Consider the following 16,250-nt stretch of genomic DNA (forward strand, 5'->3'; position numbering starts at 1 on the left):
CCGGTATATATCATACCATATCACGATGAGATGGTAACGGTCTTCGTGTTCTGTTCCCATTTTACAGTCAGTCCAAGCTGCTCTGAAACGAGTCTGAGAGGGACTAAAGTCCTACCACCAGATACGTAAGGTGCTACTGTTGCACTTTGTCTTTTGCCATTGATGATGAATTCTTTCTGACCTACGACCAGATCAATCAACTTGCCACCACGCACGACGGTAATCCGTTGATTTTTGCTATCCCAGGTCGCCTGTCCGCCAAAAGCATCCAATACATGTTTGATTGGAACATATGTTGTACCATTTTTCAGTACTGGCGCAGCATCGATTGCCTTTTTCGTTCCGTTTACGGTCATGGATTTCTGTCCAAGCACCAACGAAGCAGTTCCTGTAGGCAAGCCCACTTCACTGGATTTGGATGGCATGGTGAAAGCAATGTTGTCAAAAGCAACCGTGCCTGTCTTCGCACGCTCATCCTGACCTTCTTCCACATTCACCACATACACCCGTTTCAGCTTCGCCGGATAAGCAATGTTCAGCCCATTCAGGTCTACGTTCAGTTTTTTCCAACCGTCCCAATCAATCGCCTTGGCGAGATCGGCATATACCGTTTTGCCATTGGCATCGGTAAATTCGGCACGCAGCCAGTTCAGACTCTTATCTCCCATAACATCCATCGACATGGATGTCGCTGTTGCAGATACCTCTTTGCCAGTGGAACCGTTCAATTGGGCATATGCATACATTTTACCTATTCCTGCGGTCATATCATAGCTCAGCTGCAGCACCTTGGAACCGGCTTTTTCACCTGTTCCCGCTGTCACGGATGCCGATCCAGTTACACCTGATGCGTTGGTCGTGAAGTTGATCGGGTAACTTACATTCTCGAAGTTCTCCCATATCGTTTCACTTCCCGCAGCAGAGAGCACAACCACTGTGCTGTAGCCGTCATAACGACCGATTGCATAACCAACTTGAGCGCCGGAGTTCACAGAGGATATGGTTAATTGGTCTGCAACCACTTTACCTTTGAATCCGATGAATTCCCATGTCAGCGAGTCCGCCGGAACCGTCACACTTTGTCCGCTTTTGGTCTTCGCCGTCACTGGAATGGAGATCGTTGTGCCCGCTTGGAGCGATCCCAATCCAGACCCTGCTGTCAACGAAGCCAGTTCACTACCGCCCAGTACGGTCACTTTAATAGAAGATGAAGCACCATTGCTTGTTGCAGTCAGCGTCGCTGTACCTGGTTTCACACCTTTGATCGTTCCATTGCTTACACTCACAATGCCGTTGTTGCTCGATTTCCACGTCATCTTGATATCGCCTGTGGCAATCGGGTTGTAGTAGGTGTCATATCCTTTGGCGGTGTACTTGCCCTCTTGGCCTACCAGCAGCGTTTGGCTGCCACTCACGGCAAAGCCCTTCAGTTTGCCTTCCGGAGCCGTTGAGAACACGCCCAGCGTGTTTACGACCTGACGCTGCTCTGTACCGTACTCCGTGTTGAACGTAAGCCCTGCTGTCTCCTCACCAAGCGGACGAGTTACCATCGTTGTGGAGCCGCCTCCGTCCAGGTTCATGCCTTTCCATACACCAATGCTGGTCATGAAGGATTGCAGTTCAGTCAACGACAAACCGCTGCTGTTACTGTTTTTCTCCGCTGCAATAATGTAGACATAACGACCATCCTGAGAGTAGCCGACTGCTGTTCTCGCACGAATGCCACCGATACCGGAAGCAGCGATATCACGGGAAAACGTAGCCGCCTTGCCACCATTCACCAGAATGGTATGACCACCAATCATCATCTGCAGGTTGCTTGGGTCAACGGTCTCCCCCGTCGTTTTGGCTTTCAGTTTGTAATCCGTACTCAGCGTCTGTCCTACCGCCAGGTGAGTCATAATCCATGTCGCTGCCGTTCCATGCGCACGCAAAATGTACCCATCCGCCGGCACCGTCATATTCAACGCCTTTTTATCCGAAATTTGGGTGATTACACCGTTCTGCACAAGTACCTCGGTCGGCGTTGTGGAAGGGTCATTTGGCCGCTTCGTGGACGTCCATGCCGGTGTATAAATATACATTGAGTTGGCGTGACTGTATTTCACCGAGCCTGATTCGACCGTGTAGTCCTCTTTATTTATCCCACGCAAAGCAAACGTTGAACCATCATCTGCCTTCACGGTGCCATCGAATGAATATTCATCAATCATCGGCTTGCCGTCCTTGGTTACGGTGAGGGCATACATCCCTGACAGTTCGGATGGAGTGGATACGAGGACCCCATCCGAGACCTGTCCACCAATCGGGGCAAGTTCCCCGGATACATTGAAATAATCGCCGTTCACGGCGGCTACTGCACCATTTTCCTTAGCCATGCCACCCGTGCTTTGTTTACTATTCAGATTACCGCCCTTGCCTGTCATGACATCCAGCTTCACATAGGGATTTTGCAAATCCACTTGAATGACGTCCGCCAATACGTTCACCTTGGAGCCGGAACGTGTTGTTGTATAATTGTATTTCATTAACTTCGCACCCGAAGTCAGAATTTCTTCACTCAGTTTGCTTGTTGTTGTAGAGGCTGCTGCCGCCACCGATTGCCATGAAGTACCCGACCACACCTGTTGTCCCGCTCCCAGAACCGGTGCAATCCAGATCACGCCTGCCAGCGTCACAATCGCCCATTTCTTCGCCTTGCTACCCTTAACGTCGTTCAGCCGTTTCCCTTGTTTCCCCAGCATGTTTGAAACGTCTCTCCCATCTTGTATATCAATCTTAGAGATCACGATCTCTGCCACGTGGCAGCAGACAGCGAGATTTCTAGTATACTCTTCTATTAATAGACTACTTTTTGTGGAAAAAGTTACGCCCCGAGCCTGAATTCAGGTATTTATTGGGTTATACGGCATCTTATGATTATGTTATACGAATAACGTATAGAGCAAATAGACTTCCGCTATGCCTAGTTCAGCACATCAGAAGTCTGCCTGGATTAGATTTGACTGATGAAACTATTGCCGGAACTCAATCGACTCTTACATGTAACTCCATTTGATATGATGCTATTATTCCCCTGAAAGTCTCGACATGATAAATTCACCGATAATTGTTGTTCCATCTTTCTCGTACACAGGTATGCTTCGATCCATCTTCTGCTGGCTCTGCCATTGCAACGCTTCTTCAGGGGTTCTGTGATCTGGTCCTTGTAAATCCGCCTCTAGCACATAACCGATAGCCCCATTAGTGGCTTCAGCCAATACCAAATCTGGACCTACAAGCCCCTTGCCATAATCTCCAAATTTTCCATATGTCTGCCCTGCCTGGTTTACTGGATAGGTGGTGTTACTTCCTTTCGCTCCATCTTCATTCAATGCAGAATTAGCAGAGTCGATATAAATAGAACCCGAAATAATTACTACAACAGCCGTTATAGTTAATACAGCTATCAGAGATTTCTTTATTTTCATTGTATCCTTACCTCCCTATCAGTTCCGTATGCCAACACTGTGTAATTTCACATATATATTCTCTCACTATTGACTAGCGTACCACTCCAACTAAAATAATGTAAACATTTTCCTCCTTGTAATTAAAAAAAAGGAACACCTCAAGAAATGAACTTTCTTGAAATGTTCCAACCTTGTTACACACCGTTATCTTGACCATTCATGAACAGAATGAGTGCTATTAATATGTCGTTTCGTTTTTACAAATATCCCAACTTATCCAAGACACGTTTCAGCATTACCGCTGCTTGTGCACGAGATGCATTCCCCTGAGGTTCAAATGTCTTTGACGTCATTCCCTGAATAATGCCTTCCTGCACCGCTTTGGCGACAGAATCCTTGGACTGGATCTTTTTGTTATCCTTAAACTTAGCTAATGTTGAAGCAGCTGAAGAATTCAATGTAGTTGGTTGACCACCATAATTCAAGGCACGAACCATCATGATTGCCATCTGCTCTCGCGTGATTGGACGATCCGGCTTGAAGGTCCCATCGGTATTGCCTGTAATGATTCCCGCTTCAGCTGCAGCACCGATATAGGCACTGGTAACACTGCCACTACGTACATCCCGGAAACGACTTGCTGCGTTTTGTTCTCCCTTCAACCCCAGACCTCTAGCTACCAACTCTGCGAATTCTGCACGTGAAATGTTCTCATTTGGCCGATAGAAGGAACCATTCGATGCACTAATAATCCATTTAGCAGAGAGCTCATTAATAACTTCACTAGCCCAGTGTGAATACGTATCCTGATAACTAACGATGTGGTTAACAGGAACTACTGACTGATTGCCATTCAACTGTCCTTGGACAACCACACCCCCGGCAGTACTTTTAAAAGAACTTGGTACATTAGATAACATAAAGGTAACTGGATCAATATACGTAAATCCGGATGTTAATCTAGGTGTATTTGCAGACAATTGCATGGCCAACTGACTTTTGATATTCTGCTCCACACGTTGATCAGCATTTCCATTACTAGCAAACACATATACATCCGTATAATTGCCAAGCTTCTGCGCCCCTGCACCTGCAATCAAACCTTCGATTGAACCTGATGAAGATACAGGAACCGTTTCTAACTGAACGTACAAGGATGGGGCTGCAGCTCCTGTCGTTGTACTTGTGTTGATTGGCGCTCCAACATTCTGGCTCATAACTGCTAAATTCAGATTAGACAGCGGTACAGTCCAGAGCCGATCCCCATATTTCACACCAATTGTACCCGTTCGATGACTTGCCGCAATCTGAATAAGTGCATTCAATGGGAACCCAACATACGCAGAGGATTCGCTATCTGGAATCTCAATCACAACAGGCTGACTCAATTTCCCGACGGTTGAAGCATATTCAAAAGTCTGGATCAACTTGGTCGCATCCACATTAAATTGACGAGTCGAACGATTATTACGTGACACCGCAGATACGGCAGAAGCCGTATTGTTGTTCATCACAAGTAAAGACTGACCATAACTCGAAGAATCTAATTCCTCCAACCAAGCAGGACGTGTCCCCGTTTGACCACCACTACCCGAACTATTGCTCGATTGTTGCAGCGTAAGAGGACCGAATGCCGCTATAGTAACATTCGACGAATCCCGTAATGGTACTGCGCCGGGTACATAACTCACTGTTCCCGTCTGAACAGCTGTCGTTGCTCCTGATGAAGTAGAGGTATCCAATTTCAACGTCACCACTGATCCAGAAGCTGAAGCTGACAATACCGTTGTGGATGAATTGCCAAGCACCACACTGAACTGACCTACCGTTAATGTCGCCTGAGACTGAATTGCATCACGGAAGTTTATCTGAACGGTGTCTCCTTGGAGCGTGGCCGACAGAATTTTACCATTTCCGTAGGTGTACGTTACTGGAGTCAGATTGAGATAGCCCGCAGGGTTATTATTCAGATCCGTTAATCGCAGGGCTCCAGGTACATACGATAAAGATATATTTTGTGTATCCTTCACGGCGGATGCCAGTGTTAACGTTACCAGATCATCTTCAATGATGGAATCCGTTACGTAGAGTGGCTTGCCATCCACAAGAACCGAATATTGGCTATTGAGCGGCTTATTCGTCGTTTTCAGTGGTTCATTGTATCGAATCCATAATTTATTCCCACTGACCTCAGCACTCTTGAACTCAGGCGGTTTGGTATCAATCGTATTTCGGACATAGAAGCCGCTGAATCCAGCAAGAGCCTGTCCACGAGTATCTTTTACAGGCCATGAACCTGGCGTGTACGCAACACGAACGACTTCACCATCTGTAATAGACCGACTGAGATTCAATGTCACAACAGAACTATTATTGACCGATATGCTATTAATGCCTACAGCTGACTGATCAGCAGTTACGCTGAATTGTCTCACTGCATCACTTGAGGTAATGTATACCGTCTCAGGGTAATACAACGTAATTGTACTGTAATATACGCTACCTTCTCGCGGCTTGGACATGACGGAGTCTAAACTGTTCTCCACATCCCGTGCACCAAAAGCAGCTGCAGCATTCAGAGACTGATCTGTAAGCCGATTACCTGTACCCGGCGCATAAGCAATCCGCACGACCTGGCCTACCGCTACACCAGTATCCAATACAACATATACACTATCACCTGAAATATAGGTGGAACTAACGTTCCGATTTTCTCCATTTACGGTGACTGTGTAACTGCTACTGAGTGAATTAGTGCTGTATAACCATTCATCGTACGTTAGACGAATAGTGTTATTGCTATGCATTTTCGCGTTCTTTAGCACAGGTGCTGTTGTATCTTTGCTTAATGTTTTGAATGCCCATGAAGTAGAACCATTCAAACCCGCGAATGTATTCCCTGCTTTATCACGAAAAGTATTCGCTGGGATATCCACAACATAATTCATATTGCTATCCAATGCGCTTACTGGTGTAATAAGCAACTGTCTGTTGTTGGAGCTGTTGATATTCGTCGTTGACTCAACAATCGCCCCATTCGCCTTTTTAAGAACTGCTTTGCCCGTAAAGTTCAAGTCTAGTTCTTTGTTGAAAGTAACCGTTAGAGTTCCCGTCAATGACACATTGGTGGTACCATTTGTGGGAGAGAGACTGGACACCGTGAGGGACGTAGGGTCAGACAGCACATTAAAACCCCAATCCATACCGCTAATTGCACTTATATCATTCCCGTTCATATCCCGCAAAAATCCTTCAGGCATCACGATGTAATATGTACTATTGCTATTGAAGTTTTTCACAGGATCAATCGTGATGATTCTTGATTTCAGTCCTGTAATTCGCGGTGCACCAGACGTTATAGGGATTTCCTCAAATGGCGTGCCCGAAATGTTCCCTTGAAAAATCTGAAGTTTACCTGCGCCCATATCTACCGGCTGATTAAATGTCATTGTCAGACTGGATGATGGTGTTACCTGATTAGCTGCGTTTTGAGGAACCTTGCTTACAATATAAGTAGAACCTATACCCGACGTTCTAAAGGTCCACTCTTTGTTTAATCCAGGAAAAAATACAGCATTGTCATCTGCATAAACGAATGACTTTGCGTCAATCTGAACGTAATAGGTTCCCCCTGGAAGAGGAGCTTCTGGTTGAATCGTTACATATGCACCTGCGATAGGTGTAGTTGTGCCGTCTTCCACAGGCGGTATCGCAGGATCTGTAATCGGCCCCGTATTTCCAACAGTTACATTTGGACTGGATACAGCTACTGAAGAAACCAATGAATCATCGTTAACCCGTTTAATGGATATAACACTCTGGGTGTCTGCTGCCTTTTGAACGGGTTTAGCAAATTCAATAACTAATGGCGCTGACGCATCAATATGCTCCCCCTTCACAGCAGGAATTGTATTTATAATTCCGTTAGCAATCAATTCATTAGCCGCGTAAGCGCCTTGCTCTACTCCACTCCAACCGGTCAGCCAGCCTTGCGCCGTCAGCATGACAATCAAGAGTCCGAGTATGCCCTTTTTCGCAATTTTCTTCAAATTCACTGATCTTCCCCCTTATCTATATTTCTGCTCCTGTCTGATGTACAGACCTCATTATGTATGTCGGCTAACTGATCTCTTTTCTTTAGATAAAAGGAAATAAAAGGGATTTAAAAATACTTATGTATCGTGCTACATGTATGTATGCAAAAAAATCCCTGATTCCATATCGGAACCAAGGACTTCTAATCATGACTCTATCGTTAACTTACAGACCTGCTTGCTCTTTCAAAACGTCTGCCTTGTCCACTTGTTCCCAAGGTACATCCAGGTCTGTACGGCCGAAGTGACCATAAGCAGCCGTTTGTTTGTAGATTGGGCGACGCAGATCCAGCATACGGATGATGCCAGCCGGACGAAGATCGAAGTTATTGCGTACAAGCTCAACCAATTTCTCTTCGCTGACTTTGCCTGTTCCGTATGTATCTACGTTGATCGATACCGGGTTGGCTACACCAATCGCATAAGCGAGCTGGATTTCCACTTTGTCGGCAAGACCTGCAGCAATGAGGTTTTTGGCTACATAACGAGCTGCATAAGCTGCGGAACGGTCTACTTTTGTTGGATCTTTACCAGAGAACGCGCCACCGCCGTGACGTGCATAACCGCCGTAAGTATCTACGATGATTTTACGTCCAGTCAGGCCTGCATCTCCTTGAGGTCCGCCAATAACGAAACGTCCCGTTGGGTTGATGAAATATTTTGTCTGCTCATCCAGCAATTCAGCTGGAACGACAGGCAAAATTACATGTTCTTTGATGTCTTTTTGGATCTGCTCCAGCGTGGTCTCTTCAGCATGCTGAGTAGACACGACGATGGTATCGACACGTACCGGTTTGTCACCGTCATATTCAATCGTTACTTGAGTTTTACCATCTGGACGAAGATATTCCAATGTACCGTCTTTACGCACTTCAGCCAAACGGCGAGCGATACGGTGGGATAATGCGATTGGCAAAGGCATGAGTTCAGGTGTTTCATTGGTTGCAAAACCAAACATCAGACCTTGGTCACCAGCACCAATGTTCTCTGTTTCGCGAGCCATTTGTTCAGGGTCACGATTCTCCAGAGCTGCGTTAACACCTTGTGCAATGTCAGCAGACTGCTCGTTCAGAGAAGTGAGGACTGCACAAGTATTATAGTCGAAACCGTATTTGGCACGAGTGTACCCGATTTCCTTAACCGTATTACGAACGATGGACGGAATGTCAACATATTCAGACGCTGAGCTGATCTCACCGATGACAAGTACAAGTCCTGTAGCTACGGAAACTTCGCACGCTACACGAGCGTTTGGATCATTCGCCAGGAACGCGTCCAACACGGCGTCCGAGATCTGGTCGCAAATTTTATCCGGATGTCCTTCAGTTACAGACTCCGATGTGAATAGATGTCGGCCTTTAATAGACATTGAAGTTTAAACCTCCCATAACGAGTAGTATGGCGATTGCCCGAACAAAACATTTACGTTGATTCGTTCACTGTACCCTCGAAAGCTTTCCGGAAGGAATAAGGACGCAGGGTCCGCAGTTACGAAGATAAGGATTTTTCAGGTAATGGCCTCAACAAAAAATCAACCTTTCCCTAGCGGAAAAGGCTGTGTACCTCAACTGCCATCTTAACGTATTTGTCAAGAGGTGTCAAACAAACGGGGATAAGGAAAACATCCTATAAGTGCTGCTCTGCCTGGCGAATCAGCCTTTTGGTAATCTCTCCACCGACCGATCCATTCTCACGAGAAGTCAGATGACCCCAACCTTTATACTGGCCGTAAGAGTGATCACTCACCTCACCCAGTTCAGAACCAAATTCGGTATCTGCACCAGCAAGACCTCGACCACCATACCCCACATTCAGACCAAACTCGGCGGCAATTTCATATTTCATCTGATCCAGCATCTGACGACTTTCCGGTACCACTTTGCGGTTGTTTCTAGCCATGATTCCTGCACCTCCGGTTATTGGTTGTGTACAGTTATAGAGTGAGCAGGAACAAGTCTGGCTAGCCGTATTAATGTTTGTTAGAACTGGGTAATCTCAGCAACTTATTACGTAATATTGAATAATTTCAGGTTACAATGCTCAAACTACTTCAAAGAATATCCACCGCGAACCATAACGGTCAGACTGTACTTGTTACCATCCAATACCGTTATACCCCGTCCATCCCTTGGAAAAGAAAGCAAGTGATTGGTCGGCGCTGCCTGTCCATTCGTCAGGTCAATTCCGTCCGTCAGATCAGCAACACCATTCGTACCTTCACTGACGATTACAGCTTTGCCGCTGCGTACAATGAACTCCGCGCCGGATTTACCGATCAGCTGTTGACCCGGCTTTACGGTTACGATCTCAACCGCATCTGTCGCACCGGATACTAATGGAGGAAGCGTGTTATCACCACCTGTGTTACTTGAATTTCCAGTTCCAGTTGAGCCGGTATTGCTACCATTGCCTGCATTACTGTCTGTACCACTACTGGTATTACCACTGCCCGTAGAAATTTTGCCCCCCAGCGCCTGCTGAATTTGTTGATCTACATAACTTTTGGTGACTACCGGATCATCTGCTGTTCCGGGTTGACTTGTGCCTGCACCTATTGCCGTATTGCTGTATACAGACCCAACCCACACGCCAACACCAATCGCCAACGCAGCCAGGGATACTTTCATATAAGGTTTCATGTATTTTATTTTCCTCCTCTGGAAATCTATTAACTTTAACTATAGAGAAAAAATGCTGTGGGGACAAGCAAAACCTCGCTCCCGATTTCTCGGAAACGAGGTTAAGTATGCATTCTGAGTATAGTCGTTAGTTAACCTACGTGTTATTTTGTAATGTCCAGGAACCCTATTCCGGAAATACTGGGAATACCGGGAATTCCGGGAACTCTGGAAACACAGGTTCTTCTTTTGGCAGTTTGGACACATCGTAACTGTAGCCTTGTTCTGCAAGGCGAATCCGATGGCCCTCAAACACATCATACAATGCAACACGATATGAGCCCCCGCGTATTTTATCGAAGACCGTGTCATCTATACTCCAGTTCAGCGTCTGATTAATACCCGTTTTCAGATCAGTTCCCGGCGTGAGCTCTTTATCAAACACTTTACCAGATCCGTCCGTAAGCGAAAGAATCAATTTATGTCCGTATTCACCGCTATCGACGGATTCTTCCTGGGTTAACGAATAGATCATCTCAATCTGTACCGCTGTACCACCTGTGAGATACGCTCTGATATTGCTGCCAGAGAATTTGTACGGATACAAGTCTATATCATTAAGAGAAGACTGAACAGATAATGATGTTGGCTGCACTTCGAATGACATGGCATTAACATAAGCCGTTGCCTCGCCTTCACCGGATATAAATTTATTATCAGCAACCCCTTCACCTACAATCAAACGCATATCAGATAAAGTTTTTACACTCTTCGGTACTTTGGCCCAGAAGGTCACAACACTCTTCTGACCCGGTCCTGGTACACGATCAGCCTGTTTAGCTGTTGCCTTATAATATTGGCCATCTGCTGTTTTGTAGTATCCTACTAATTTTGCAAGACCGCTCTGACGCAATGATTTGTTCGTCATTTCGAACTCAGTATAGACAATATCGGACGAAGATCCCGGATACACATAGGTTCTGCGCACACCAAGCTCTGTTTCTTTCTCTGAAGTACCTTGAGTAAAGGTCTTCCCTGCTCCTACATACGAAAGTGGCTGGATTATACCGGATGTACTGAGAGTAATCCAATCATTCGTTTCCTCTTCGCCTACCTTCTCCAGCAAAGTCACTTCCAGACGACTCATTTTGAGCTCGGATGGAATTTTGGTCAAGAGATAAGCTTCTGTTGTCATACCTGGGCCGAGCAGCTTACCACCTTGCGCCCGAATCAGCTTCGTATCTCCATCAATCCGTGCGGAATCAATGGTGAACATCGCCTCCAGTTCAGGTAATTGAACCGTTTTGGCCGATGCGTTACGAATGGTCACCTTGGCAGCAATAATATCACTGTCTGTCCATGGCAGGCGTTGGAGAGAGCCGACCGACACTCCGAATGTGCCTTTACTGTTCTTGATCACCGTTTCAGTAGTAAGCCCATCTCCACTTGTGACGAACTCAGGAATAGCATAGATTCCCACAGGATAGGAGAACTCAAAGCTGCTAGCATTCGTATTTCCTTCCTTGCCCTCTTCCTTCGTTATCGGAGTCATGGCATACAGTTTGATTTTGCTGGTATCCCCATCACCTTGAATGGTAGTGATCAGCTTAATCGTCTTCGTTGCACCTGGCTTCAACTTCAGATCATCCAATGCCTTCGTCTCAATCGGGTATGCTGTACCATCTGCTGTTCGAATCTCTAATGCATATTTAGGAACCTTAACTTCTTTCTTACCTTGGTTTTTAATGACCATTTGCATCGTCAGATCGTACTCTTCATCCTCTGTACGAACACGCGTGGATTCCAAAAGGGTGGATACAGGTTGTCCATCAATCGAAATGATATTTGGTTGATTCGCTGCCGTATCCACATTAGATTGACTAGCTTCTGGCAGTTGTAATGCCGCCACAGGCAGGGCTATTTTCTCTTCACCTTGTTCTTCCACAAGCAGCAATTCGGACTTTTCAAGTTTCAACGCTGTGGGCAAGGAGGCCATTAAACTCAACGTTTTGTTGGCCTGTGCCTGAATGCTAATGCCTGTACTGTCTTTGTCCGGCGTTAATGGATAATTCATCCCATTAGGTGTACGCAAAATCCACTTGATATTCGGATTATCCAACAACTTATAACTAATGTTATTGAGGTTCACGCCAACTTTGACGTATTGCTTCTTATCTTCCCCCGGATATACTTTGATCCCAGACACCTTAACTTTGACCGCTGAATCACTCAAACGAACCGTTTTTGTGTTGCCTACGGGTGTGGTAATACTGTAGGAAGCTGGAACGTTGAATTTCCCCAATGCGCTTTCATAGTTGGGTTTACTAAAATCCCATTTTACGATGAGGAAGTTCAGGTCGCTCAGCTTCACTTCACGTCCAACCTTCATGACGTACGTTAGATCTACTGTGGAACCCGGGGACACCGTCTTCTTCTCCTGATCCTTGGTGATCAGTTTGGGAGAGAAGCTTGTCCCTCCTTTGGTCTTCACTTTGCTCCAATAATCGAGCATCATCATTGGTTCGCTGTCATTATTTTGATACGTCAGCGTATACGTCACTGTATTCCCGTCGTCTTGAGACAAGAGATTCACATCCGTTAATTTCACGGTACTCCGTGCCGTCACTTTCACCGCAGGTACGTTGGCCAATGTATGTACTACCTTTTTAGCTATGGATGTTTGTTCTTTCTTCGTTGTATTGTTATCTGCACTGTTCTTCGATGTATTATTTGAACTCGTCGACGTATTCTCAGCTGCTGCGATACCTCCACTTGAACTGATCAACATCATACTTGCCATTAAAGTCATCATGACCTTTTTATGATCCACTTCCAAACCTCCCATAAGTTGCTTGTTGCTTTATAGTATAAACGTTTGAGAGAGGGAGAAAGTTACGATGTTGTTGTCTTAATTAAAAAACCTCTCTCACCTAGGTGAGAGAGGTTTTTTAATTAAATTAATTATTTAGCTTCGAATCCTGCAAGAGGATTGTTGCCAACAGTATCAGTGATGAGTTTAGCATCATTGCCACTGAAGAGAACATTGTAAACTGAAGTGTTCGCAGCGCTAGGGGTGTTTGCAGTTACTGTCAAAGTTACAACATTGCCAGTAATATCCACTTTAGTTACTGTTGTAGAAGAGTTTCCTAAAGTTACTTTGAACAAGTTTGTTGATGGGAAATTAGCTCCCGAGTTATCTTGGACATTTTTAGTAGTTCTAAATGTGACAGTATACTCGTTTGCATTCGCTGTAGGTGCGATAGCTGGACGCAATCCATCCCATTCAGGTTTGATAGTATTTTTCACAGTTTGTGCAGGATCAATTTTCACCAAGTTACCATAAGTATCTTGAGTGTAAGTTGTTCCATTTACTGTTCCAACTGCCAAAGTGTTAGCAGCAAAATCCAAAGGAAGTTTGTTGCTGTCAAATTTCAGAGTCAGAGTTTTACCATTAGCAGAAAGAACTGCGTCATTTGGAGCATAAGTTGCATTTGTTACAGAGTATTTAGCTGAGAAGTCCCGAGCATATACATTAGACAATGGTGTAGTAAACTCAAGTTTCAGTTCAGTTCCACTAGTAGCCTCAATAGATGCAACATCTACTTTAATAGCTTCAGTACGACCCACAATTGTTTTTTCAAGAACATATCTGTTCACTCCAGTGGAGCCATTGTAGTTGTAGTTTCCGTTATCAAGGTATTTACCAGTTGTGTCAGCAATATAACTTACTACTACTTGATCTCCAGCTGCTAAAGTAAAGTTGCTATTTCTCTTAGTAATACGTACTGTGTCAGCAGAAATCAATTCAACATCGGAATCATTCGGAGTCAATTGGAAGAAACCTCCGCCTGCTTTTTTAACAACATACTTCTCTGCTTTCAAAGCATTACCTTCACCTGTAGTAGCAAGTGACTTATTGAACTGGATGTATACTTCACGGCCATCAGCAACTGAATTTGAATCAGTATAAGCACGAACTACTTCACCATAAGCAGCATCTTTAACAGACAAATTAATAGTTACAGGCAACAGAACGTTTGCTGCATACGCAGTATCACGCAGACCAGATACAGTCAAGCTATAGTTATCATCTTTCAAGTTAGAACCAAAATTAATTTTAACAATTTTGTTTCCACTTCCTGCCACAAATTGTGGTGTGCGGATCGGATTACCACTAGCATTCAGACCGTTTGCGCTTGGAACTTTTCCATCAGCATTTTTGAGAACATAATTAGAACGATCTTCGATGCTGCTTGTAGCCAGTGCTTTACTGAATTGTACTTCAGCAATGTAGTCACCGCTCACACCCTCTTGATAGAACTTCGAAGTTACAACTGTTGGACGAGTAGAATCCAAAGTAGAAGTAACATCATGTTCTACATTACCAGTGTTACCGCTGTAATCTCTAACACCAGTCAAGAAAATTTTATTATCAGTGTAACTAAGTGCTTTCTCACCAAATGTAAGAGTTACCTTGTTTCCACTAACTTCAGTTTTCGTTGGTTTTACGGAAGAAACGTTAGCATAAGCGCCGGATACTGCTTTAACAGGCTCGTCGAACTCAACTACAACTTTTTGCAAGTCGTTCGTTTTTGCAGAAACCACTTTAGGTGCTGCAGTGTCGGAAGTAGCTGTGAAGGATTTTTCTACCGGAACTACAGTCAGACCAGAGAAGTCTTTGACGTTGCTCACACGCAGTGTATGTTCTCCCTCAGTCAAGTTAGTTTCAGCAATAATTACATTAGGATACACATAAGTAAGGGAAGCTGCGATGTTTTTATCGTCGATACGGAAGTTACTAGAAGTAAGATTCGTATTTACGATTGGCTCGCTGAACTCAATTTTAAATGCTTTTGTTCCCAGAGCTTTAACTTCTTTAACTTCTGGAACTGTCACATCAAGCGGTGTGAAAGCAACACGTTGAGTAATTGTTTTAGTGCTGTCAGCGTTTTTAACGTTGTTCACTTGTACAAACGTTTCACGTTGACTAGGCAATACGTTCTCCACTTGACCAGGCAATAAGCTGGAAGTACGATCTGCCAACAACAATGTTACTGTTGTTTTGTCTTCAGACAATGTAGCGGATTCGATTGTTTTACCGTCAGAATTAGCACTGTTTTCAATGATGTAGTTATTCTCATTTTCTGCAGAAGCTGCATCTACAGTACCATCAAATTTAACAACGACTTCTTTCAGGTTAGAAGCAGAAGCAGATACTACTGTTTGAGCAACTGTAGTTTTATAAGTAACTTTTTCAGTGAAAGATTTATCTTTGTAAGTAAATTTCACTTCAGTTTCTTTGTTAGCTTCAAGAGCTTTATCCAAAGTTACTTTAACGGATTCGCCATCGCTCATTTTGAAAGTAACAATTTTACCAGCTTCAGTAACTTCATAAGAAGATACTTTCAAGCTTTGCGCTTGGTCAATGGCGTAAGCTGCGCCTACAAGCAATTGACGGGAAGCGTTAGCTTGGAAGTTCAATTTGGAATCAAGCAATCCAGCGTTGATTGCCGCTTGAACATAACCTTTAGCCCAAGCTGTTGCAGTGTTGTCAGTTTCAGCTGGAACATCAAGTTCCAAAGCGATGGACAAAACTTTCGCCATTTCTTCTACAGTTACTTTACCGTTGAAGTCGAAGATTTTCTTCTCAACGTTTTTACCTTCCATGATGCCAGCAGCTGTTACTGCCTCGATGTAAGGAGCAGCCCAGTTTTTAGCATTGTAGTTTTTGTCGTTGTAAGAATATACTCCAGTAACTTCTTTCAAACCAAGCAATTTAGTGATAACTTTCGCGAACTCAGCGCGAGTCATGTCTTTATCCAAACCAGCTGTTCCATCTGGGTAACCAGAGAAAACACCTTTTGCTTTTAATGCATCAAACTGTTGTTGTGGTGAAACTGCTGTATCACCGAATGCTACAGATGCAAACATCGAGAATGCCATTGCTGTAGACAATGCTACGGATAAAATTTTCTTCATAACCTTTTTTTCTCCTCCTTGGGTGTTCATAACATTTGAATTTTCTTTAATAGGGTCGCTCGTATTCCTCATATATTGTTGCACCCCCTTTCCAGAGTTGTGAGCAA

8 protein-coding genes are annotated in these 16,250 nt (G+C 44.5%); all 8 read right to left on the bottom strand.

Features of this window, described 5'->3' with window-relative positions; translation table 11 throughout:
- Nucleotides 1-20: 20 nt before the first annotated feature.
- A complete protein-coding gene (locus MHB49_RS31115) occupies nucleotides 21-2,744 on the bottom strand; it encodes a stalk domain-containing protein (protein ID WP_405154154.1) in 2,724 nt (907 codons plus the stop codon).
- A gap of 324 nt (nucleotides 2,745-3,068) precedes the next feature.
- Nucleotides 3,069-3,470 (bottom strand): hypothetical protein, encoded by a 402-nt coding sequence (locus MHB49_RS31120; RefSeq protein ID WP_405154155.1) that lies wholly within the window; start codon nucleotides 3,468-3,470, stop codon nucleotides 3,069-3,071.
- A 239-nt stretch (nucleotides 3,471-3,709) separates the two neighbouring features.
- On the bottom strand, nucleotides 3,710-7,507 hold the full coding sequence (locus MHB49_RS31125) for an S-layer homology domain-containing protein (protein ID WP_405154156.1): 3,798 nt from the start codon (nucleotides 7,505-7,507) through the stop codon (nucleotides 3,710-3,712).
- Nucleotides 7,508-7,712: 205 nt separating this feature from the next.
- Complete coding sequence (gene metK / locus MHB49_RS31130) at nucleotides 7,713-8,915, bottom strand: methionine adenosyltransferase (protein ID WP_405154157.1); 1,203 nt, start codon at nucleotides 8,913-8,915, stop codon at nucleotides 7,713-7,715.
- Nucleotides 8,916-9,172: 257 nt separating this feature from the next.
- A complete protein-coding gene (locus tag MHB49_RS31135) occupies nucleotides 9,173-9,445 on the bottom strand; it encodes an alpha/beta-type small acid-soluble spore protein (RefSeq protein ID WP_090903534.1) in 273 nt (90 codons plus the stop codon).
- A gap of 146 nt (nucleotides 9,446-9,591) precedes the next feature.
- Nucleotides 9,592-10,185: a hypothetical protein gene (locus MHB49_RS31140; protein ID WP_405154158.1), complete on the bottom strand. Its 594-nt coding sequence runs from the start codon at nucleotides 10,183-10,185 to the stop codon at nucleotides 9,592-9,594.
- 166 nt (nucleotides 10,186-10,351) lie between these two features.
- Nucleotides 10,352-12,994 (bottom strand): hypothetical protein, encoded by a 2,643-nt coding sequence (locus MHB49_RS31145; RefSeq protein WP_405154159.1) that lies wholly within the window; start codon nucleotides 12,992-12,994, stop codon nucleotides 10,352-10,354.
- Nucleotides 12,995-13,125: 131 nt separating this feature from the next.
- Complete coding sequence (locus tag MHB49_RS31150; RefSeq protein WP_405154160.1) at nucleotides 13,126-16,215, bottom strand: S-layer homology domain-containing protein; 3,090 nt, start codon at nucleotides 16,213-16,215, stop codon at nucleotides 13,126-13,128.
- Between the last annotated feature and the right edge of the window lie 35 nt (nucleotides 16,216-16,250).

The organism is Paenibacillus sp. FSL K6-0108, from assembly GCF_045040695.1.
GTDB classification, from domain to species: Bacteria; Bacillota; Bacilli; order Paenibacillales; family Paenibacillaceae; genus Paenibacillus; species Paenibacillus pabuli_B.

Bases quoted from the DNA above. Each gene is read 5' to 3' on its own strand.
- MHB49_RS31115 (WP_405154154.1), bottom strand. From the start codon at position 2,744: ATGCTGGGGAAACAAGGGAAACGGCTGAACGACGTTAAGGGTAGCAAG.
- MHB49_RS31120 (WP_405154155.1), bottom strand. From the start codon at position 3,470: ATGAAAATAAAGAAATCTCTGATAGCTGTATTAACTATAACGGCTGTT.
- metK (WP_405154157.1), bottom strand. From the start codon at position 8,915: ATGTCTATTAAAGGCCGACATCTATTCACATCGGAGTCTGTAACTGAA.
- MHB49_RS31135 (WP_090903534.1), bottom strand. From the start codon at position 9,445: ATGGCTAGAAACAACCGCAAAGTGGTACCGGAAAGTCGTCAGATGCTG.
- MHB49_RS31140 (WP_405154158.1), bottom strand. From the start codon at position 10,185: ATGAAACCTTATATGAAAGTATCCCTGGCTGCGTTGGCGATTGGTGTT.
- MHB49_RS31150 (WP_405154160.1), bottom strand. From the start codon at position 16,215: ATGAGGAATACGAGCGACCCTATTAAAGAAAATTCAAATGTTATGAAC.